The sequence below is a fragment of the Colwellia meonggei genome, from assembly GCF_057537295.1.
In genome coordinates this window covers 357121-380319 of the sequence record NZ_BAAJLZ010000002.1, presented here as the reverse complement: position 1 = coordinate 380319, position 23199 = coordinate 357121, and the positions used below count along the sequence as shown (strand labels likewise).

Annotated in this window: 19 protein-coding genes; 10 read left to right on the top strand and 9 right to left on the bottom strand. The window is 37.4% G+C overall.

Annotated features, from left to right (window positions below; genetic code table 11):
• The first annotated feature begins 181 nt into the window (after positions 1-181).
• From phoB to AC27E9_RS07830, 3 genes are all read left to right on the top strand, one after another.
• Positions 182-883, top strand: coding sequence for a phosphate regulon transcriptional regulator PhoB (phoB, locus tag AC27E9_RS07840; protein WP_487128901.1), 702 nt, complete (start codon positions 182-184; stop codon positions 881-883).
• Between the two features lie 10 nt (positions 884-893).
• The gene (gene phoR, locus AC27E9_RS07835) at positions 894-2186 is read left to right on the top strand and encodes a phosphate regulon sensor histidine kinase PhoR (protein WP_487128899.1); all 1293 of its coding nucleotides are present in this window, start codon (positions 894-896) and stop codon (positions 2184-2186) included.
• A 197-nt stretch (positions 2187-2383) separates the two neighbouring features.
• Positions 2384-3349 (top strand): PstS family phosphate ABC transporter substrate-binding protein, encoded by a 966-nt coding sequence (locus AC27E9_RS07830; RefSeq protein WP_487128897.1) that lies wholly within the window; start codon positions 2384-2386, stop codon positions 3347-3349.
• Positions 3350-3828: 479 nt separating this feature from the next.
• On the opposite strand, the gene AC27E9_RS07825 is transcribed toward AC27E9_RS07830, so the two are convergent.
• The 6 genes from AC27E9_RS07825 to AC27E9_RS07800 all read right to left on the bottom strand — a co-directional run bounded on the left by AC27E9_RS07825 (position 3829) and on the right by AC27E9_RS07800 (position 11500).
• Positions 3829-5349 carry a Ppx/GppA phosphatase family protein gene (locus AC27E9_RS07825; RefSeq protein ID WP_487128895.1) on the bottom strand — a complete coding sequence of 507 codons (1521 nt, stop codon included), beginning with the start codon at positions 5347-5349 and terminating at the stop codon, positions 3829-3831.
• 19 nt (positions 5350-5368) lie between these two features.
• Positions 5369-7453, bottom strand: a complete 2085-nt coding sequence (ppk1, locus tag AC27E9_RS07820) for a polyphosphate kinase 1 (protein ID WP_487128893.1) — start codon at positions 7451-7453, stop codon at positions 5369-5371.
• 96 nt (positions 7454-7549) lie between these two features.
• Positions 7550-8047, bottom strand: coding sequence for a glycine cleavage system transcriptional repressor (locus tag AC27E9_RS07815; RefSeq protein WP_487128891.1), 498 nt, complete (start codon positions 8045-8047; stop codon positions 7550-7552).
• A 38-nt stretch (positions 8048-8085) separates the two neighbouring features.
• Positions 8086-8451 carry a PilZ domain-containing protein gene (locus tag AC27E9_RS07810; protein WP_487128889.1) on the bottom strand — a complete coding sequence of 122 codons (366 nt, stop codon included), beginning with the start codon at positions 8449-8451 and terminating at the stop codon, positions 8086-8088.
• Between the two features lie 385 nt (positions 8452-8836).
• Positions 8837-10510, bottom strand: coding sequence for an energy-dependent translational throttle protein EttA (gene ettA / locus AC27E9_RS07805; RefSeq protein WP_487128887.1), 1674 nt, complete (start codon positions 10508-10510; stop codon positions 8837-8839).
• A 132-nt stretch (positions 10511-10642) separates the two neighbouring features.
• Positions 10643-11500, bottom strand: a complete 858-nt coding sequence (locus AC27E9_RS07800; RefSeq protein ID WP_487128885.1) for a substrate-binding periplasmic protein — start codon at positions 11498-11500, stop codon at positions 10643-10645.
• A 116-nt stretch (positions 11501-11616) separates the two neighbouring features.
• Between AC27E9_RS07800 and AC27E9_RS07795 the strand changes: the two genes are divergently transcribed.
• On the top strand, positions 11617-12408 hold the full coding sequence (locus tag AC27E9_RS07795) for a substrate-binding periplasmic protein (RefSeq protein ID WP_487128883.1): 792 nt from the start codon (positions 11617-11619) through the stop codon (positions 12406-12408).
• Between the two features lie 22 nt (positions 12409-12430).
• Here the strand turns inward: AC27E9_RS07795 and AC27E9_RS07790 are convergent, their stop codons facing one another.
• Entirely contained in the window at positions 12431-13726 is a 1296-nt protein-coding gene (locus AC27E9_RS07790) for a sensor domain-containing diguanylate cyclase (protein WP_487128881.1), read from the bottom strand.
• Between the two features lie 330 nt (positions 13727-14056).
• On the bottom strand, positions 14057-14266 hold the full coding sequence (locus tag AC27E9_RS07785) for a hypothetical protein (protein ID WP_487128879.1): 210 nt from the start codon (positions 14264-14266) through the stop codon (positions 14057-14059).
• Positions 14267-14464: 198 nt separating this feature from the next.
• Here AC27E9_RS07785 and AC27E9_RS07780 point away from each other — a divergent pair, with 198 nt between their 5' ends.
• The gene (locus AC27E9_RS07780) at positions 14465-16045 is read left to right on the top strand and encodes a protein adenylyltransferase SelO (RefSeq protein WP_487128877.1); all 1581 of its coding nucleotides are present in this window, start codon (positions 14465-14467) and stop codon (positions 16043-16045) included.
• A 59-nt stretch (positions 16046-16104) separates the two neighbouring features.
• Here AC27E9_RS07780 and AC27E9_RS07775 read toward each other — a convergent pair whose 3' ends face one another.
• A complete protein-coding gene (locus AC27E9_RS07775) occupies positions 16105-16551 on the bottom strand; it encodes a CBS domain-containing protein (protein ID WP_487128875.1) in 447 nt (148 codons plus the stop codon).
• Between the two features lie 285 nt (positions 16552-16836).
• On the opposite strand from AC27E9_RS07775, the gene AC27E9_RS07770 reads away from it, so the two are divergent.
• The 5 genes from AC27E9_RS07770 to AC27E9_RS07750 all read left to right on the top strand — a co-directional run bounded on the left by AC27E9_RS07770 (position 16837) and on the right by AC27E9_RS07750 (position 23193).
• Positions 16837-18963: a phosphate ABC transporter permease gene (locus tag AC27E9_RS07770; RefSeq protein ID WP_487129187.1), complete on the top strand. Its 2127-nt coding sequence runs from the start codon at positions 16837-16839 to the stop codon at positions 18961-18963.
• A 15-nt stretch (positions 18964-18978) separates the two neighbouring features.
• Complete coding sequence (pstA, locus tag AC27E9_RS07765) at positions 18979-20616, top strand: phosphate ABC transporter permease PstA (protein ID WP_487128873.1); 1638 nt, start codon at positions 18979-18981, stop codon at positions 20614-20616.
• 125 nt (positions 20617-20741) lie between these two features.
• Positions 20742-21566 (top strand): phosphate ABC transporter ATP-binding protein PstB, encoded by an 825-nt coding sequence (pstB, locus tag AC27E9_RS07760; protein WP_487128871.1) that lies wholly within the window; start codon positions 20742-20744, stop codon positions 21564-21566.
• Between the two features lie 38 nt (positions 21567-21604).
• Entirely contained in the window at positions 21605-22309 is a 705-nt protein-coding gene (phoU, locus tag AC27E9_RS07755; RefSeq protein ID WP_487128869.1) for a phosphate signaling complex protein PhoU, read from the top strand.
• A gap of 203 nt (positions 22310-22512) precedes the next feature.
• A complete protein-coding gene (locus tag AC27E9_RS07750; RefSeq protein ID WP_487128867.1) occupies positions 22513-23193 on the top strand; it encodes a TIGR00153 family protein in 681 nt (226 codons plus the stop codon).
• The last annotated feature ends 6 nt before the right edge of the window (positions 23194-23199 follow it).

The following is a 23199-nucleotide window of genomic DNA, read 5'->3' as shown; positions in this document are numbered from 1 at the left end:
TTAACTACTTGTAGGTTTAACTATCTATTCTTATAAAAAGTCGCACAATGCGGCTTTTTTCTTGCCAATTTGAATAGCTTAGCAGATCATTACATTAATTTTATCCGTGTCATGAAACTGTCACAATAATTTATCACAATGTTTAGCAGACGATTTTTTATTTAGGCATCAGGAAAGATACATGAATAGACAGATTTTGGTTGTTGAAGATGAAGCCCCGATCAGAGAAATGATCACTTTTGTATTAGAGCAAAATGGCTTTAACGCTATTGAAGCAGAAACCATTGAACAGGCACAAGCAAAAATAAAAGAACCTTACCCAGATTTAATTTTGCTTGATTGGATGTTGCCGGGCGGCACAGGAGTGAAGCTGGCTAAGTCACTAAAACAAAATGAATATACTCGTTCCATTCCGATTATTATGCTAACAGCAAGAGCTGATGAAGATGATAAGGTTAAAGGCTTTGACGCGGGTATAGATGATTATGTAACGAAACCATTTTCACCAAAAGAGTTGATAGCCCGCATAAAAGCCGTAATTCGTCGTGTTGCGCCAACAGCATTAGAAGAAGCGATAGAATTTCACGGTATTAAGCTTGACCCTGTTGCACATCGTGTGTCGATTAATGATAAAAATTTAGATCTTGGCCCAACTGAATTTCGTTTATTACATTTTTTCTTAACCCATACTGAGCGTGTCTATAGCCGTGAACAATTATTAGATAATGTTTGGGGCACAAACGTTTATGTTGAAGATAGAACGGTTGATGTTCATATTCGTCGCTTGCGTAAGGCTATTGCTGGCGAAGGACATGAAGACTTTATTCAAACAGTACGTGGTTCAGGTTATCGCTTTTCAGGTAAAACTAAAGACAGAGTTTAATTAATAATATATGCCTTTTCGCTTATCTCAACGAACGATTGTAACCCGTATTATTGCTACTTTAACGGTTAGCGGCATCGTCGGTTATTTATTCGGTAACACCTTTTTAGCGCTTAGTTTAGCGTCATTGGCTTTATTGATATGGAATTATAATCATCTATTTAAATTAATGGATTGGTTATGGCAAGGTAAATCAATAGCTCCGCCACAAGCAGATGGTTTATGGGGAAGAATTTATGATGGCTTATATCATAGAATTCGCAAACAACGTCAAAAACAAAAGCAACTTAATGAGCGTATTCGTAAGTTTAGAGATGGTGCAGAAGCGTTACCAGATGCCGCGTTAGTACTTTCAACTGAATTAACTATCCTTTGGGGGAATAAAAAGGCCTCACAGTTAATTGGTATTCGCTGGCCGGGTGATGTGGGGCAACGCATTGATAACTTAATTCGCTTTCCTGAGTTTGCTAAATATTTGGATGATGGTAATTACGAAAGTCCATGCGTCATTATTTCACCAGTAAATAGTGAACAGCAGCTAGAGCTGAGAATGATGGCTTATGGTAGTGATCAAATTTTATTGCTTGCTCGTGATATCAGTAAAATTCAGCGCTTAGAAGAAATGCGCCGCGATTTTGTTGCCAATGTTTCCCATGAACTTAAAACGCCGCTGACGGTGGTTAGAGGCTATGTGGAAATGGTACAAGCAAGTGGAAGTGATCTAGAGCCACATTGGCAAAAAGCTTTTTCAACTATAGAAACCCAAGTTTCCCGGATGGATCGTTTAGTTGAGCAGCTATTAGTGTTGTCGCGAGTTGAAAACAATGTAGAAGATGACAATCTGCAGCCAGTGAACTTATCGCGTCTAATATTGACTATTGTTGAAGATGTACAATGGCTTAATCAAGATAAAAATCATGTTATCAACGATGATATAGCGCCAGAAATTATAATTACCGGTAATGAGCATGAATTAAAAAGCGCTTGTATGAACTTAATTTCTAATGCTATCGCTTATACGCCTGAACATGGCTCGATTAAAGTGAGTTTAACCAGTGATGGTAATAAGGTGCGCTTTAGTGTTAAAGATAATGGTCCAGGTATAAAACCAGAGCATGTTAATCGCATTACCGAACGTTTCTTTAGAGTTGATAAATCGCGATCACGTAATACCGGCGGCTCAGGTTTAGGATTAGCCATTGTTAAACATGTTTTAAATCACCATAATGCTGAACTTGCTATTGAAAGTGAATGGAATAAAGGTAGTGAATTTGTCATTTATTTTACTTTGAAAAATAAATGACAAACCCAATGGATTAACATTTTTCTGCAAAGCTGCATATTCTTAAAAAGCACCTAAACTAGGTGCTTTTTTGTTGTTAAAAAATAATGACGAAAATATGACTGCTGTAATATAAGTGTCACAAACTTTACTTATTATTGTCACATTAGAAACATATAGTGTTCACAAATTAATTAAGATTCTCATCGGAGAGCAACATGAGTTTAAAACGAGTATTAGGTGTTATTGGCTTAACAAGTGCAATGAGTTTTAGCGCATTAGCGATTGACAATAACTTACCAAGCTACAAAAAAGTAAGCGGTGTTTCAGGTAACTTGTCTTCAGTAGGTTCAGATACTTTAGCAAATATGATGACATTTTGGGCAGAAGAGTTTAAGCGTACTTACCCAAACGTTAACGTTCAAATTCAAGCGGCTGGTTCTTCAACTGCGCCACCAGCGTTAACTGAGTCAACTTCTAACTTAGGCCCTATGAGTCGTAAAATGAAGTCTCGCGAAATTGAAGCGTTTGAAAAGCGTTACGGTTACAAGCCAACTCCCGTACGTGTAGCTATCGATGCTTTAGCAGTATTTGTTCATAAAGATAACCCAATTAAAGGTTTACGTATTGACCAAGTCGATGCTATTTTCTCAAATAACCGTAAATGTGGTGCTGAAAAAGACGTAGACCGTTGGGGTGATTTAGGCCTAACAGGTGAGTGGACAGGTAAAGATGTGCAGTTATACGGTCGTAACTCAGTATCAGGTACTTACGGTTATTTTAAAAAGAAAGCACTTTGTAAAGGTGACTTTAAAAATAACGTAAACGAGCAACCAGGTTCTGCATCTGTTGTACAGTCAGTTTCTGCTTCTTTAAACGGTATTGGTTACTCAGGTATTGGTTATAAAACTTCAGGTGTTCGTGCGTTACCACTTTCAAAGAAAGGTGATAATTTTGTAGAAGCAACTATGGCGAATGCTGTTTCTAAAAAGTACCCACTTTCTCGTTTCCTATACGTTTATGTTAACAAGCACCCAAACAAGCCATTAGCACCTATGGAAGCTGAATTTTTGAAAATGGTTTTATCTAAATCAGGTCAAAAAATTGTTGAGAAAGATGGTTACATTCCATTACCAGCGTCAGTTGTAGCTAAAGAGTACAAAAAGTTAGGCTTATCTTTATAAGTAAGCATTAACAAATACTGCAAGGCAGTAGCAATATCAAGCCCGTGACTAGCAATGGTCACGGGCTTTTATGTACAGGAAGTACGGTATAACGCGGGCGCAAGGATGCGCAGGAGCGTGTATGTACAGGCCTTTCTCAGGCATCCTGTCTTTCAAGGCATTAGTGCATCCATGCACGTCGATGTACGGTCAGTTTTTATGTTCCCGACAAAAACTAAGTACCTACATCCATGCAGGCAATAACAAGGGCGAATCGTCGTTCTTTGTCATCCATGGCATCACGACATTAATGTATCCATACATGTCGATGCGTAGGAGCGTGTATGTACAGGCCTTTCTCAGACATCCGCACGTCGATGTACAGTCAGCTTTTATGTTCCCGACAAAAACTAAGTACCTACATCCATGCAAGCAATAACGCGGATGTAGAAATATGAACATAAATGATTTAAGTCAGTTGAGAGAGCACTAGATTGACTTTATTGGTAGGTTAGCATTATCTCAATGCCATGTTCTGCTAGAAGTTCTTTTTCATTAACTAGCGCGTTGTCTATTAGTGGTCGCTCAGATAGCCATTGCACATTGAAGTCTAAGGTTAAGATTGATTTTTTCATGGTAATTTCAGGTAAATACTCTGGCGTTAAGGTTCGTTGTTGACCCAGTATAATGCCGATACGTAAAATGGCTGCAAGCTTTAACAACAATTTAGGCTTTAAGGTATGCCATTGCTCATCGCATAATACTGCGATACTTTTGCGTTGACTGCCAACCAACCAGGCTAATGCTTGCTGTTGCTCTTGGTTGAAGCCAGCTAAATCTGCATGCTGTAAAATGTACTCGCCGTGCTTATGGTAAGACGTTGAGCTAATGTCATAGCCAATTTCGTGTAATTTTACCGCTGCTAGCAATAATTCTTGATAAATAACTCTATTAAACTTCCAAGCTTCGCTGGCATGAATATAGATATGATTGACGATAGTCTCTATTAGCGATAATTGGCTAAGGTCAATACTAAAACGGGCAATTAAACTTCGTATGGTACGTTGGCGAGTATTGTCGTTGTTTGCACTATTAAGTTTTTCAAATAGCACGCCTTCGCGTAGGGCATATTTACAAAAATCAATGGTTTCAATTTCCAATGACTCCATTAGCGCAATAAGAATCGCAACGCCAGAGCAGATAACTTCACGGCGATTTGCTTTTAGGCCCTTAATTTTAACTGAACTTGTGTTTTTAAAGGTTAATAACTGAGCTTGTAGCGCATGCAACTGTTTTAAAGTAATCGCTTGCTTAATATGTTGGTCTTCATTAATGATGTTAAAAATAGCTTTAATTGTACCCGATGTGCCAATAGCTTCTTGCCAACCAAGTTTTTTATAGCGTTTCCTTATACTTTCTAATTCCATACTTGCGTGTTGTATCGCGGCAGTAAATTGTGCCTTTTTAATCTTAGTTGGATCAAAAAACTGTTTAGCATAACTGACACAACCTAATTCCAAGCTCGCTAAGGCATGTACAGTATCTTGCTGACCAATAATGCACTCTGTGCTGCCACCACCAATATCAAGTACAAGCCGCTGTTTAGTTGAGGCACTATAGGCGTTTACTCCTTGATAAATAAGCCTAGCTTCTTCGTGGCCAGAAATTACTTCAATATCGAACGGGAAAACTTGTTTCGCAACGTTAAGAAATTCATCGGCATTTTTCGCTTGTCTTAAGGTAAATGTTGCAACGGCTCTGAAATTTTTTGCGTTGAGGTGAGAGGTTGAGCTACACAAGCTTGAAAGTGTCGCTATCCCCCGCATAATCGCTTGGTTATCAAGATAGTTTTTATTTGATAAACCACTTGCTAATCGAACTTTATATTTTTCACTATGCAAAACTTGTACTTGCTCTGCAACTTGCCGAGCTAATACAAAATGAAAGCTATTAGAGCCAATATCAAGCGCTGCAAAGTAATTAACTTCGTTAGCTTCAAATGCGTGCTTTGCTTTGGTCATATTGCCTCGTAACGTTGATTTACTCGTTATTCTCGCTATTATTTTCTACTGTTTTCAAATAATCATATATCGCTAATTGAGAGCGAATTTCTTTGCTATTACCACGCTTAACATATTGATTGTTTTGACTGTCATTAATAATGCGTGCCTTGGTGTTATCTGCTAGCTGTAAGTTGATAATATCAATAATGCGCATTTTTAAGGCTTGATCATATATTGGGCAGGCAACTTCAACTCTATGATCAATATTACGCTCCATCCAATCTCCTGACGAAATAAATACTAATGGGTCATTTTGGTTATTGAAAATCATCACTCTTGGGTGCTCTAAATATAAATCAACAATTGACGTAACAGTAATATTTTCACTTAAATTAGCTTTTCCTGGTACTAAGGAGCACATACCACGAACAAGCAATTGAACTTCAACATTAGCATTGCTGGCGCTATAGAGCTTATTGATCAGGCCTGTATCAACTAAATTGTTTAATTTTAACGTGATTTTTGCTGGTTTTCTCTCTTGTGCGAATTGTATTTCGTTGTCAATAAGTTGATATAGTCGGCGCCGAGATGTTAATGGTGAAACGATCAAGTGGTTAAAGCGAAAGCGTTTATAACTGTGGGAAATAAATGAAAACACATTGTCGACTTCTTGGCATATTTCGCGATGTTTTGTGAATAAAGCAAAGTCTGTATACACTCTGGCATTGTTTTCATGGAAATTACCTGTGCCAATATGGGCATAGCGAACAATTTTTTCTTGCTCTAACCGTGTGATTAAGCAAAGTTTTGAATGTATTTTCAACGTCTCAATGCCGAACTCAACGTTAATGCCGGCATCTTTCATCAGTTTGGCCCATTCAATATTCGCCTGTTCATCAAAGCGGGCGCGCAATTCAACAACAACGGTCACTTTTTTACCATTTTTTACTGCTTCGATTAGCGCATTAATAATCCTTGAGTGCTTAGCGACTCGGTAAATGTTTATTTTTATCTGTTTTACTAATGGGTCGTATGAAGCTTGACGGATAAATTCGGTGAAATGGCGAAATTTATAATACGGATAATAAAGTAAAATATCTTGTTGGCTTATGGCAGTGAAAATTGAGTTATTTGCTAAAAATACTTGCGAGTCTAGCGCTTTCAACTCAGGGTTTTCTAACTTTTCGGCACCAAGATTTGGGAAGTAAATAAAGTCTTTGAAGTTTCGATACCGAATTCCTGGCACTAAGTTATCAAGCTCTTTTACTTTTAAAGATTTAGATAAAAAGTGGATCATGTGTTTGGGCATTTCTTGATCATAAACTAATCGCACAAGGTCAGCTTTAAGACGCTGCTTTAGACCCTTAGACATTTGATCAAGTAAGCTTTCGTCAAGGTCGTCAGTTAAGTTGTATTCAGCATCACGGGTAAGCTTAAATGAGCAGGCCTCAAGGGTAATGTAGTCAAATACACCTGAAAATAATTTGTTGATAAATAAGCGCACTACATCATCTAATAAGACTAGGGTTTGGTTGTTACTTGTTTTAGTTGTAGGGAGCTGAATAAAACGATGGGTTTCTTCGCGTGGAATTTCAACTAGAGCATATTGTTTAGAGTGTTCTTGCTTTAATGCAACTAAAAAATAGATGGCATCATCATCAATACAATTAACTAAGTGAGTTTTAGAGTGAATAATAATTGGCGTGATATGACGTAGTATACGGTTATCAAAATATTGCTCTAACCAAGTGAGCTGCGAATCAGATAGCTGGCCCTTAAAACTGAGCTCTTCATTATGGCCAAATATAACATCGATATTTTCTTGTTTAAGTTCATTAAAGCATTGCGCAGAAATTTTTTCGAACTGCTGAGTAAGTGATTTAACTTTATCGATAATTTTTTGATGTAACTCTCGCCAAGTATTTTTACCGTCTTCCTGTGCACCCTCAAGCAAAGCTTGTCGGCGAATATTAGCAACGCGCACACGAAAAAACTCGTCAAGATTGGCTGAGTATATGCCGAGAAAGCGAATACGCTCTATTAGTGGTACTGTGCTATCTTGCGCCTCTTGTAATACCCGTTCATTGAAAGATAGCCAACTTAACTCTTTGTCGAAAAACATAATGGTGCCGTATATTTAATGAAATATTTATTAAATAAAACAATAATATAAAACTTAAGTTACGGTTTTATGGCAAACCGTAACTTTACCGGAGATTTAGCGAGAAATATCAACCATTAAGTCGTCGGCTAAATTTTCTAAAGCTTCAACCATATTGTCGATATTGTTACTGTTCACAGCAACAGATACTTTAGCTTTAAATAATTCGTGCCCTGCATGTGGAGCTGTTTCTTGGGTGCTAACAAGCTTCAATAAGTTACCACCTTGTTGGTGAATAGTTGACGATATTTCTTGTACTATGCCGGCGCGATCATTCGCCGTTAATTCAAGTATTAATTGGCATTCTGGTTTATTATCAACTTGGTTTATTTGTTCGATTTGCATCTTAAAATTATCGAGACTAGATAATTGCTCGGACAATGCCGCTAAGTTTTTGCTTGGACAAGCAATTTCAATAACACCAGCAAAAATACCAGACATATGGTGTAGGCTTGATTTTTGCCAATTACCTTGATGTTGGTTAATAACATCGGATAGTGTTTCCACTAAGCCTGGACGGTCTTCAGAGATAAACGAAATAACAAGATAATTCATAACATGTCCTTTGAAAATAAATGAGAAAATTAGGTTAACTACTCAGAAGAGCGAGATAATTGCGAAAGCTCCTTATGAAGTTGTTCATCATCACCTAAATTAAGTTCAACCAAGCGGCGTAATAAGCTAATGCTATCGATATCAATGCCATTGCACTGCACACCAATTTCATTTCCTTCTTGGTGAACAACGGCGATATCCATAGTAATAGAGGCATCAGTATTTTCGAGTTGAAAAGATAACATACCAAGTTGTCGGGTTAGCGTTAAACCACGAGTATCGAAATAGATTAATGCACCATTTAAGGAAATATCATGTATTTTTACATCAAACTGATGTTCTGCCATGGTGAGCTCTGCTTTCATAGAAAAAAGAACTCGCGTAAATTGACGTCTATTTTGCATTGCTATTTATACCAATTTGATTAATTAATTACCTACTTAACGAGAATTAAAAGGTTTAGAGGCAAGACATAGATTTTAAGCAATGGTTATTCCCTTGCTCAAATCAATAACGCCGCATATAAACCTTTTAAACTCGCCCTTTGGGAGTTCAGTGGTAAGCTGATAACTGCTCAAAATGAATGAAATATAGAGTGAACTATGTTTAAATAATTTTGCTTGTTCTAAGCTTACTACCGTAACTTTAAGTTGATCAATTAATTAACCAACTTGGTATTAGTTCCGCTAGGTCATTTTATCAGCATAGCTTGCTTTTAAAAAAAAGGCACCTTAATTAATGCATTAAGGTGCCTTTATCTTGTTAATTACTAATTAGTTAACGTATTAGTTAGCCAATTTTTTTGTACTTAATTCTGTGCGGTTGATTAGCTTCTGCACCAAGAGTTTTCTTTAACCATTCTTCGTACTCAGTATAGTTACCTTCGAAGAAGTTTACTTGTCCTTCGTCGCGGTAATCTAAAATGTGTGTGGCGATACGGTCGAGGAACCAACGGTCATGGGAAATAACCATAGCACAACCTGGAAATTCTAGTAGTGCTTCTTCAAGTGCACGAAGTGTTTCAACATCTAGGTCATTGGTTGGCTCATCAAGCAGTAATAAGTTACCACCGGTTTTAACAAGTTTTGCTAAATGTACACGGTTGCGCTCACCACCAGACAAGTCACCAATAAATTTTTGTTGATCGTTGCCTTTGAAGTTAAATCGACTACAGTAAGCACGACTTGGAATTTGGTAAGTACCGATTTCTAAAATGTCTAAATCTTCAGATATTTCTTGGTAAACAGTTTTTGTATCGTCCATATCGTCACGGAACTGATCTACACTTGCTAACTTAACGGTATCACCTAATTCAACACTACCACTGTTTGGTGCTTCAGCGCCCGATAACATTTTAAATAATGTAGATTTACCAGCACCATTCGCGCCAATTATGCCAACAATCGCACCTTTTGGTACGCTAAAGCTTAGGTCATCAATTAGCACTCGATCGCCAAATGATTTAGTTAAATTGTTAACTTCTAAGACTTTATCACCTAAACGAGGGCCAGGTGGTATGTACAACTCGTTAGTCTCGTTACGTTTTTGGTGATCTTGATTGTTAAGCTCTTCAAAACGCGCCATACGTGCCTTACTTTTTGCTTGGCGACCCTTAGGATTTGAACGCACCCACTCTAACTCTTGCTTTATGGTTTTTTGCAATGCGTTTTCTGATTTTTGCTCTTGTGCTAAACGGGCATCTTTTTGTTCAAGCCATGAAGAATAATTGCCTTCCCATGGAATTCCGTGGCCACGGTCAAGCTCTAAAATCCAACCGGCAACATTATCAAGGAAGTAACGGTCATGGGTAATTGCAACAACAGTGCCAGGGTAGTCGTGTAAGAAGCGCTCTAACCAAGCCACTGATTCAGCATCTAAATGGTTGGTTGGTTCATCAAGTAATAACATGTCAGGTTTTTGTAGTAATAAACGACAAAGTGCGACACGGCGACGTTCACCACCACTTAAAATACCAATTTTTTGTTCCCATGCTGGTAAACGTAAAGCATCGGCAGCACGCTCAAGAACATTTTCAATATTGTGGCCGTCTTGGCTATTAATAATATCTTCTAACTGACCTTGTTCTTTAGCTAAGGCATCAAAGTCTGCGTCTGGCTCAGCATATTCAGCATAGACTTGATCTAGTCTTGCCATCGCATTTTTAACTTCTGAAACCGCTTCTTCGACAATCTCACGGACAGTTTTTTCTTCATCAAGCACGGGCTCCTGCGGTAAGTAGCCAATGTTAGTGCCAGCAAGTGCTTTTGCTTCACCTTCAAATTCTGTATCAACGCCAGCCATTATACGTAGGAGTGTTGATTTACCGGCACCATTTAAACCTAAAACACCAATTTTTGCGCCAGGGAAAAATGAAAGCGAAATGTCTTTTAAAATTGTGCGCTTTGGTGGAACCACCTTGGAAACGCGGTTCATGGAAAAAATAAACTTATCTGGCAATGCCATGTTGGAACCTTTTGTTTTAATAAAATTATATTGGCGATATTTTAGGTCAATATGAGCTTGATTAGCAAACTGCTTTTACCGCGTGTTACGTATGAAATTGTTTTTGGGGCTTAATATCTGTAATGGATATTATTAGAATTTATCACTGTCGTATTTTTCAATAATCTTTTTAAGTACGCCATTGTTTTCGATTATGCTTAAACCTAAATTAAATTTAGCGAGTTTATCTTGACTCTCAGTGGTATTTTTAGATACGGCAAGGTAGTAGTTTTCAATTTTTAATACGCCTGCGGAATCAAACAATGGCTGTTGTGCAGTGTGCTCCCTTTTCATTATAAATTGCGCCATCCGTTTATCGATCAATGCTATGTCAATTCTACCGGAGATCAGCTTTTTTAAATTTTGTTTGTCTGTTAATACTTCATCTTTTCTTAGTACTTGGAGTTTAGAGAATGCTTTGGGGTATGAGTATTTTTGTACTGTGCCAATGGTAAACGGAGTCAGGTCTGCTAATTCTCGGTAATTGACTTGAAGAGATTTTCTTTTAAAGAATACTAAATCTGATTGTGTGAATGGTTTTGAGAATTGGAACCAATTTTCTCTTTGCTTTGAGTGCCATAGAGTCATACCATCAAAATCCCCGTGTTTTGCATACAACAGAGCTCTTGCAAAAGGCAGCATATCTACCGTTACTTGATAATCTACCGCGGTAAATGCCGCTTTAATTATCTCGATATTTAATCCCTTTATTTCTCCGTCAACATAATTATAGGGCGGGTATATTGCACTTACTAGTCGGAAAGTCTTGCCATTAGCGTTCGCTGGTGAGAACAAAAAGAAAACTATAATAATTAAGATTAATTTAATAATGGTTAACACAAAGCTGTATTGGCTTGTTGTTTTAAAATAAAAAAATGATTGTGGTGGTTGTAGGCTAACTGAGCTTTTATTGTTTTTCTTTATAGATGTCATATTTGAAAAGCTACTCATAAAAAGCCATTGTTTAGAGCAAATTTGAATCTAATTTGCGTAACTAATATATCTAGCCTAGTTTATACATTATAAACGTTTGCAATATAATATCACGTGTATGCAAGGAGGGTAGTGTGTTTGAGTTTTTTCAGCTTCACTATCCGACATTTAATATTTGTAAGGTAAAGTATTCTCGTTATTTTTTATTGGCTATTTTACTGTTTTCTCGCCCAAGCTTAGCAGTTGATTTACAGTTTGTTACTGAGCACTATCCACCATATCAAATTAGTGATAATGCTGGAAAGGTTTCTGGTTTTAGTGTTGATCTAATTGCACAAGCATTGCAAACCACTAATATTTCGTATCGAGTAAGTGTTTACCCTTGGTACCGTGCATATAACATGGCAGTCGAAGGAAAAAATACCTGTATTTTTTTGATATTTAGAAGTCCAGATAGAGAAGAGAGCTTTCAATGGGTTACTACTGTGTATTCAACCCGCGACGATTTAATTGGTTTAGCTGATGCAGAATTTAAAAGTATTGATAGTTTGCAACAAGCAAAACAGCATCGGGTTGCGGTAATAAAAAATGATCGTACACATTCATTGTTATTAAACTTAGGCTTTACCGAAGGAGATAATTTATTTTTAGTTGATGATACTTTTTCGTTGTTGCGGTTATTGCGAAAAAAGGAGGTTGATTTTATTGTTTCGGGCACAGGTCGTATTAATTATATATCAGAGCAACACGAACTATCTAAAGTAAAGTATAAATCTTACCTTAAGGTTGATAGCAAACCAATTGAACTGTATTTAGCGTGCAGTAAAAACACTGAAGCAAGTATTGTTTTAATTTTATTACAATCGATTAATCGTATAAAACAATCAAAAGACTATCAAAAAATGGTTATCAAATGGCTTGGTTAATTTCGTAGATAAATAATTTATTTTAATCAATCATGTGTACTTGATTTCTTCCGATAGATTTTGCCTTATAAAGTGCGATATCTGAGCGGGCATACAAATCTTGAAAGCAATTGTCGCTTGGTTTTAATATGGATACACCAACACTTATTTTGATTGATAAGGTTAAACCACATGTTAATTCTATTTTTCTGGTATCGAGTATATTTCTCAGGCGTTCAGCAGCCTGCTGACATTGTAATTTAGAAGTATTAGGTAACAATATCGAAAACTCTTCGCCGCCGATACGAGCAAATATATCTTCAGCTCTTGTCGTCGGTTGAATTATTTCTGCGATTTTAATAAGTGCTTGGTCGCCTATTGGGTGACCGTATTTATCATTAATGGCCTTAAAATGGTCAACGTCAATTGAAATCACCGCTAACGCTTGCTGATGGCGAGTGGCACGATTAAATTCGCGTTTTGCATTATCGAAAAAATAACGACGATTATAAAGCCCCGTTAATTCGTCGGTGTTGGCAAGTTGCTTGAACTTTTCTTTTAGTTGATAGAGTTCAGTTACATCGGTTGAAAAGCCAATTAAGGTTTTACTATCGGTTTTAAAGTCACAAGGGACTTTTATACTTAGATAATGATGCTCTTGGTTGTCAGCACCTAGCGAGGTTTCGTTAATAACAACTTTATCGTCGTTTTCGAATACTAATTTGTCGGTTTGCCAAAAATGATCCGCGAACTCCTGTGGGATCACATCCGTGTCACGTTTACCTATAATCTCATTGGCAGGTAAACCAAAAAGCTCAGCTACCTTGCTATTTACATATCTAAAATGTCGATTAGCATCTTTCATATATATGTAGGCATCGACATTATCTAATATAACATCGAGTAAGTGCTTTTGTTCTTGGTTTTTTGCTTCAAGTAGTTTTTTTTCTGTTATGTCAGTCGATATTCCACATAAACCTATGACTTTACCATCGCTATTAAATAATGGCTTTTTTATCGATTTATAAATGTGCACTTTTCCTGTGCACCTAACAAAATTACTTTCTTCAGATTCAACGGTAACTTTGTCCTTAATAACTTTTAAATCATTTTTACGTAATTGCTTTGATTGCTCAAGGTCAAAAAAATGGCTATCGTCTTTGCCGATGATATTTTCTATGGATGTTTGAAATAATGCTGCGACATCTGCGTTAACATATACATATTTGCCGTCTAGATCTTTAGTAAAAACACAAGCATCGATACTGTTGAGTAGTTCAGACATAGCTTCAATTTGCATTAACAAGGCTGTTATATCGTGATTTCCATTAACTATCATTTTTGTACCTGTGTTTTAGCACTTTTTAATGCTTTTCTTGAATTTTATATCTAGTAACTAATGCTTGAAAGCTTTAACTAGTACAATTTAGTCATAAGATATTAGAGCGCAGTAATTCATTGAAGGTATCAATATCGGCGTATTTTTTAATAAATGCAATTTAAAGTTTATCAAATATAAGATATTGAATATATTGCTTCGGCTTGTCGTACTATGTTTTGGAGCTTTGCAAAAATTTAAGAAATAATTTTAGAGAGTCTAATGTTTATTTTCAATGACAATTATGTTTCTTAAATGTTTGTTTTAGATGATGTAGGGTGCAGGCGTGCCTCATTGTCCTGTGGTAAATGTACTGACTTTGATAGCGTGGCTCATTGCCTTAACATAATCGCTTAATTCATAGCCTTCTATCCGGCATTGTAATTCTTTGATTAAAGTTAAACAGGCTTGAGGCTGGCTTTCTAATTCATCCAGTATTGATGGCGTTTGGTGTTTTAATTCGTGCGCTAAATTTAACGCCACCGATAAGAGCAATTCCATATTTCTTCCCTGTAATATAGCAATAATTAATCAACTATTAATACTGCCAATATTAAATATAATTGCAATGATGTTTTGTGCGTTTTTTATACATTTTATTTTTTATGAGTAGAACAGTAAATTAAAAGTGTCAGCTTGAATTCGATATCAAGGCAGCAGATACTATATTAAGCTCAATCATGATTAGTGAAAAACATATTGTTAAAGTTAATATTTACATACGATAACCAATTTATTTCTACCTTTGAAAGTGATGAAGTAATTGATAATTACCCACGGCAAGTTGCAACGGCATACTCTTTTGTTAACCCTAAAAAAACCGCTGCTCCAATGTTGTTGGCATACAGTAAAAGTGCTGCACAACAAATTGGCTTGACGGAAGAACAGGCGTTATCAGATGATTTTTTACAACTGTTTTCTGGCAATAACGTACCAACAGGAATGCAGCCATTTGCTATGTGTTATGGCGGACATCAATTTGGCCATTGGGTTGGGCAGTTGGGGGATGGCCGAGCAATAAACTTAGCCGAGATACAGACTCCATCTGATGGCCATAAAGTTTTACAGTTAAAAGGCGCTGGTCCTACGCCATATTCACGCACCGCCGACGGGTTTGCCGTATTGCGTTCATCAGTTCGAGAGTTTCTCTGCTCTGAAGCCATGTATCATTTAGGTATAGCAACAACGCGCGCCTTAAGTATTTCTTTAACTGGAGATAAAGTTGTCAGAGATATGTTTTATGATGGCAATTCACAAGCTGAGCTTGGTGCTGTTGTTTGTCGTATTTCTTCTTCATTTATACGTTTTGGCAGCTTTCAACTGCCTGCTTCTCGTAAGGATACCTATTTAGTTAAGCAATTGGTCGATTACAGTATTTATCGTGATTTTCCACATCTCGGTGAACCATGTAAGGCTGCTTACTTAAAATGGTTTGAAGAAATTTGCCAGCGAACTTGTCAGCTTATTGTTGATTGGATGCGAGTTGGCTTTGTTCATGGCGTCATGAATACGGATAATATGTCAATTATTGGTGAGACTATTGACTATGGCCCTTATGGTTGGATAGATGATTTTGATCTTAATTGGACACCCAACACAACTGATGCTCAAGGGAAACGCTACCGATTTGGCGCACAAGCAGAAATCGCACAATGGAACCTATTTCAACTCGCCAATGCTATTTTTTCACTTATTGAAGATGCCGAGCCTTTGCAAACTGCACTGAATAATTTTGCAAAAAACTATCATCAAATGTGGCAAAAAATGATGGCGAGTAAATTAGGAATAGAGCTAACACCCGAGTTATTAACTGAAGAACAGCTTAACCTTTTTGTGTCACTTGAAGATATTTTAATGTTAGTTGAGACCGATATGACTATTTTCTATCGTTTACTCGCGACATTGCCGGATGAAAATTCAAAATGGCTTACCCATTTAATGCCGTGTTTTTATAATGAGCAACAAATTACTGATGATTATCAAATAAATCTAAACGCATGGCTTATTAATTATGTCGCCTTACGAAATCAAAATACCAGTTCTAGAGTAGAGATAATAGCAAGTATGAATTTGGTGAATCCAAAATTTATTCTACGTAATTATTTGGCACAACAAGCAATTGAGCTTGCTGAACAAGGCGATTACTCGATGATAGCTGACTTACAAAAGGTACTTGAAAAGCCTTACGATGAGCAAACTGAGTTTGAACATTTCGCGCAAAAACGTCCAGAGTGGGCAAGAAACAAAGCAGGTTGCTCTATGTTGTCATGCAGTTCATAGCAGGCCGCAGTAAACGATTTACCACTTTACTAAGTGATTAATTGCAGCGTTAAGTGACGTTAATGTTCAGGCTGGCTAACGCTAGCTTGAGTTTTTTTTCGATACTGTACAGCGATAACTTTGATGATATCGCGCCAAGTAATAATACCTATAGGGCGCTCATTTTCATCAATGACTGGAATACAAGATATTTTATGGTCATAAAAAATTAACACTGCTTCATTAAGTGTAATGTCGGCACTTGCTTTAATTACGTCTCTACTCATTATCAGGTGAACTTTTTTATTGAGAATAAATCCATCTTGCGGGGTTTCTTTACGCGTACCTATAGTAGGGCTCAAGTGTTGAAGCAGATCTCGGTCAGTAATTACGCCAGTTAACTGACCATTGTCTGTGATCAATATATGGTGCATATCATGATGTTCAAATAATCCCTTCGCGTCAGCTAAGGTGTCATCCATATCGAGAGTTATTAAATTACGACGCATTATTTGACTGATTGCCATTTTGGGTCCCTGCTAAAATGAACTAATTATTTATAAATCATATTATAACGTTTGTTATCCAGCAATGTTTCTACTTTATTGCTATAGATTAATCTAGTCTGTCACAAAAGTGTCATATAACTGTCTTATACTTGCGGCAGTTTTAAGAATTATCATAGTTGAAGGTATTTTTAAGTGGCCATTGCTTCCAAGTCAGCAGACTTCCGTAAAGTTAAAAACTCATTAGCAAAATGGGTTATTACTTTAGGTGGTATCAGCGTATTGTTTACCTTAGTGTTGATTTTCATGTATTTACTGTACGTGATTAAACCTATATTTGAATCGGCAAAAGTTGAGCCTCATGCTCAATTTGCTATCACAGAGTCTAGTAAAGTTTTATCAACTGGAGTTGATGAATTAAAAGAAGTTGCCTATAGCATTAACGAGCAAGGCATAATTAATTTTTATCAGCTAGTTGATAGTGCACGTAATAAAGCGGGCACTAAAATTCATAGCCAAAAATTAGTAGCTGATGGGGAGCGATTAAAGCAACTTATTAATATTGGTCAAGAGCAAAAACTCTTGCTTGATAGTGCCGGTAATGTGCAGTTAATTGCCCCAAAGTTTACCTCTAATTTTGACAGCGGCGCGCGCGAGATTATTCCTAGCGTTAGTTATCCGTTAGGTGAAGGTTATTTACCTGTTGACGAAAATAATGCAATGTTGAAGAAATTATCTTTCGCAATGGATGATGAAAAAGCAATATTTGTTGGCTTTACTGAAGATAGTCGCTTAATTAAGACTAGCTTAATTGCTGAAGATGATTTCAGCTATGACACTGAGTTTGAAGCGGAATACGAAGAGATTAATTACGCCGCTACACAGGTTGATGATATTTTAGTCACACCAGATTTAGCCATGGTGTTTATTCGTGAGGCTGATCAAGTTGCTGTTTATTCTCTTGATGAAGAAAGTGAACTTAAAGCAACGATTATCCCACAACTTGCGCAAAGTAAATCAACACCTAATCACATTACATCAATGGCGTTATTGTCTGGTGGTAGTTCAATATTGTTGGGTGCTGATAATGGTGAAGTGAGCCAGTGGTTTGAAGTGGCAACTGAGCAAGGAAGAGAGTTTAAGCAGGTTCGTAGCTTTAAAGTTAGTGAAAGTGAGCCCGTAACAGCAATTTACACCGAACAATTTCGCAAAAGTTTTTATACCGAAACGCCGTCAGGTGAAATGGGCATGTTTTACACCACTAGTGAAGCAGACTTGTGGCGTGGCCAGTTACATCAAGGTAACGCACAAGCATTTGCTATTGCGCCACGTGCTGATGGCTTAGTGATATTTTCAGAGCAAGAGCTATCAATTTTCACCGTTGAAAATGAACATCCTGAAGTGACTTGGCAAGCATTATGGCAAGAAGTTTGGTACGAAGGTTATCCAGAGCCTGAGTACATTTGGCAATCAACGTCTGGCTCAGATGACTTTGAAGCTAAATTTTCTTTAGTACCTATTTCGTTCGGTACCATTAAAGCAGCGATGTACGCGATGATTTTTGCGGTGCCTATTGCGTTAACAGCCGCGATTTATACCGCCTATTTCATGACGCCAGGTTTACGCAAAAAAGTAAAACCAACCATTGAAATCATGGAAGCATTACCGACGGTTATTCTTGGTTTTTTAGCTGGCCTTTGGTTAGCGCCGATTATTGAAATTTATTTACCAGCAATATTCTTGTTATTGATATTTATACCTGCATCAGTATTTATTACTGCATTTGCTTGGCATAAATTACCACGAGAGTATAAAGCTAAAATACCAGAAACATGGGCTCCTATAATTTTAATTCCAGCTATTGCTTTAGCGGCATACGCTGCATTTGCGTTGTCGCCAGTACTTGAAGTTCACATGTTTGGTGGTGATGTCCGACAGTTTATTACCAATGATTTAGGTATTAACTTTGACCAACGAAATGCACTTGTTGTCGGTATAGCCATGGGCTTTGCTGTTATTCCAACAATTTTTTCAATGGCAGAGGATGCGATTTTCAGTGTACCAAAACACTTAACCAGTGGTTCATTGGCGTTAGGCGCAACCCAGTGGCAAACCTTAATTAAAGTTGTTCTATTAACGGCAAGTCCAGGTATTTTTTCTGCAGTAATGATGGGCTTAGGCCGTGCAGTTGGTGAAACCATGATTGTATTAATGGCAACGGGTAATACGCCAATTCTTGATTGGAGTATCTTCCAAGGCATGAGAACGTTAGCGGCTAACATTGCGGTAGAAATGCCAGAATCAGAAGTAGGAAGTTCGCATTATCGAATTTTATTCCTCGCGGCATTTGTTTTATTTGTATTCACTTTTGTATTTAACACGCTTGCTGAGTTTGTACGTCAGCGTTTGCGTGAAAAGTATAGCTCGTTGTAAAGAAGGGACAGTAGCATGAATAATTGGTTTAAATCTGGCTCTCCTTGGGTTTGGTTGTCAGCAGGTGGTGTAAGTATCAGTTTGATTTCTGTACTGGGCTTACTATGGTTAATTGCATCACGCGGCTTAAGTTACTTTTGGCCGGCACAAATTCATCAATTTGATATGGTTGATGAACATGGTAAAAATATTACCGTAATCGGTGAAATTTATGACCGCGAAAGCATCCCAACATCACAATTAGCACACTTAAATCTTGATTTGGATCCAACGAAAGATTCAATAGAACGATTACTGATTAAAACCGGTAACCGTGAACTTGTTAGCTTAGATTTTCGTTGGATATTGGTGCCACAAGTTAAAGAGCAAACTCAACCTGAAGATGTGGTTGTGGTTGAGCGCCGCACCAACGGCAATTTCTACGGTTTTGTTGAAGATATCATTCTTGATGGCAAGTCGGTTGGTATTGAAAAAATGTCAGAACTAGTTGCACGTGTTAGCGAATTTCAGGAAGAGATTGAAGAGTTACAAAAAGTTGATATTGGTGCCATTAACTATCAAATTGAGCGTACACGCTTAAAAGAACGCAAACACAAGTTAGACGAAACACTAACACCTGAATTGCAATTAGAGTTCAAAAATAAGGTGGCTGGCTTACGTGCCGATTATGAAGTGCTTGAGCAAGCTTTGATGGGGCTGCGCAAGAAAATATCTCGTGACCAAATTGTTATGCGAGCAATGGACGGGCAAAAAGTTACTATAAACTTTGAAAATGTACTGAAAATTAGCTTTAACAATAAGTTAAGTTTAATAGGTAAAATTCAAATGTTTTTCGGTCAAATTGCGGCATTTATTGTTGATGACCCACGAGAAGCAAATACCGAAGGCGGCGTATTTCCAGCAATATTTGGTACTGTTTTAATGGTACTGTTAATGACAGTAATTGTCTCGCCATTAGGTGTTGTAGCTGCAATTTACTTACATGAATATGCTGGCAATAATGCACTAACTAAGCTGCTTCGAATTGCCGTAATTAACCTAGCGGGTGTACCATCTATTGTTTACGGTGTTTTTGGTTTAGGCTTTTTTGTTTACATGGTTGGTGGTAGTTTAGACCAATTATTTTATGCCGAAACTTTGCCTAGCCCTACATTTGGTACGCCAGGTGTAATGTGGTCGGCAATAACTTTAGCTATTTTAACCCTACCTGTTGTTATTGTTTCCACTGAAGAAGGTTTATCACGAATTCCTTCGGCAATGCGTCACGGTAGTTTAGCTTTAGGTGCTACAAAAGCAGAAACCTTGTGGCGTATTATTTTGCCGATAGCAAGTCCTGCAATTATGACCGGAATTATTTTAGCAATAGCACGTGCTGCTGGTGAAGTTGCACCACTGATGTTGGTTGGTGTAGTGAAAATGGCGCCTAACTTACCGCTTGATGGTAATTTCCCATTCCTACATTTAGATCGTAAGTTTATGCACTTAGGTTTCCATATTTATGATGTTGGTTTCCAAAGTCCAAATGTAGAAGCGGCGCGCCCATTAGTTTATGCCACGGCGTTATTATTAGTGAGTATTATTGTGGCACTTAACATGACCGCAGTGTCTATACGTAACCGTTTACGTGAAAAATATCGAATGCTTGAGCATTAGTATATTGCTTTGCAAAATAACGATTAAAGGTATTCACATTGTGTGCTTAATGAAGGCATTGAGCACAATGACCAAGATTAACGGCCTTATTGGCCAATTACAGAGTAAGATTTAAAGAGAACACTATGATTTCTGTTACCCCAAAAAATTTATCAGAACAAAATGTTAAACTCGATCTTAACAACCTTTCGCCAGAGCAAGTGGCGTTGGAAATTAAGAACCTAGATTTATATTATGGTAACAAGCAGGCATTGCAAAATATTTCAATGTCGATTCCAAAAGGGCAGGTAACAGCATTTATCGGCCCAAGTGGTTGTGGTAAGTCAACTTTATTACGATGCATTAACCGCATGAATGATTTGGTTGATAGCTGTAAAATTGAAGGTCAAATTAACCTTCATGGTGAAAACATATATAACAAGCATACCGATGTAGCAGCATTACGTCGTAAAGTTGGTATGGTGTTTCAGCGTCCAAACCCGTTCCCTAAGTCAATTTATGAGAATGTTGTTTACGGTTTACGTATTACCGGCCAAAACGACCGTCGTGTCTTGGATGAAGCTGTTGAGAAATCATTGCGAAGTGCTGCACTTTGGAATGAAGTAAAAGACCGTTTACATGAAACTGCGTTAGGCCTTTCTGGTGGTCAGCAGCAACGTTTAGTGATTGCTCGTGCTATCGCTATCGAGCCTGAGGTGTTATTACTTGATGAACCTACATCGGCACTTGACCCAATTTCAACGTTAACCATTGAAGAATTGATTAACGATTTAAAGAAGCAGTTTACCGTGGTTATTGTAACGCATAACATGCAACAAGCAGCGCGCGTTTCTGACCAAACTGCTTTTATGTATATGGGGGATTTAATTGAATACAGTGATACCAACACGTTATTTACTACCCCAATGAAGAAGAAAACTGAAGATTATATTACTGGCCGTTACGGTTAATTCACCGTTAGCACTGACGAGAGACAGAGGAATTTACCATGGATAATTTAAATATTGGTCGTCATATTTCTGGCCAATTTAATGAAGATTTAGAGCGCATTATTAACCATGTAATGCACATGGGCGGCTTAGTTGAAAAACAACTGACCGACGCATTAACATCGGTATGTGATGCGGATGAAGAGCTTGCTAAAAAAGTACTTAATAATGATTACCAAATTAATAACGCAGAAGTAAGTATCGATGATGAATGTACGCGCATTATCGCTAAACGCCAGCCTGCTGCGGGTGATTTACGTTTAGTGATGGCAATAGTAAAAACCATTACCGATTTAGAACGTATTGGTGATGAAGCGGGTAAAATTGCAAATGTAACACTAGAAAGTTTATCAGGTAAGCATAAAGATTTATTATCTAACTTAGATAACCTAGGCCGCCATGTATTAGAGTTTTTACAAGTAACTTTAGATGCATTTACCCGCATGGACTTTGATGCTGCAGTTACGGCTCATAAAAGTGATGACCGAATTGATCGTGAATATGAAGCATTAATGCGCCAGTTAATGACTTACATGATGGAAGACCCGCGCTCAATTCCACAAGTAATGAGTGTTATTTGGTCAGCACGTGCATTAGAGCGAATTGGCGATCGTTGTCAAAATATTTGTGAATACATTATCTATTTTGTTAAAGGTAAAGTGGTACGTCATACCACACCTGAAGATTTAGAGTCCCTTTCTTAATGTTTACTTATTGAGCACTTTACGCTAATTACTAAATAGCCTACTGTATAGCAATTAGCGTATATACTTTTAAGTGAAGTCTTAATAACTAATCATTCTATAAACAGCGGTTATCTTGATATAAACCATTTGAATTAACTTTCAAATGGTTTAATATCCGCCGCGAATAACAATAAAGAGCATTAAGCTCCTGGAAACTAATTATGGCCAGAAATTCAATACTTGGTGTATTTGCAAAATCACCAATTAAACCATTAGAAAAACATATTCGAATGGTAACAAAGTGTTGTAATCAACTAGTCCCATTCTTTGCAGCTGTGACTGAGGAAGACTGGAGTACCGCAGGAAAAATTCGTACGAAAATATCTAAACAAGAACGTGACGCTGATGATTTGAAACGTCAAATTCGTTTAGAGCTACCAGGCGGTTTATTTATGCCGGTTGATCGTGCTGATCTATTGGAATTATTAACCCAACAAGACAAAATAGCGAACCGAGCAAAAGATATTGCCGGCCGTATCTTTGGTCGAAAGTTAACAATTCCTAGTGCATTACAAGAGCAATTTATTGCTTATGTTGCACGAAGTGTTGACGCTGCTGAAAAAGCTGCTGATGCGATTAATGAATTGGATGACTTATTAGAAACTGGATTTCGTGGTCGTGAAGTGGAGTTGGTTAACAAAATGATCAGCCAGCTTGATGCGATTGAAGATGATACAGATGGTATGCAAATTAAATTACGTAAAGACCTGTTAGGCATTGAAAAAGACCTAAATTGTGTTGACGTAATGTTTTTATATCAAATCATCGATTGGGTTGGCGAATTAGCCGATCTTGCAGAACGTGTTGGTGCACGTTTAGAAATTCTTTTGGCTAGAAAATAGGGCCCT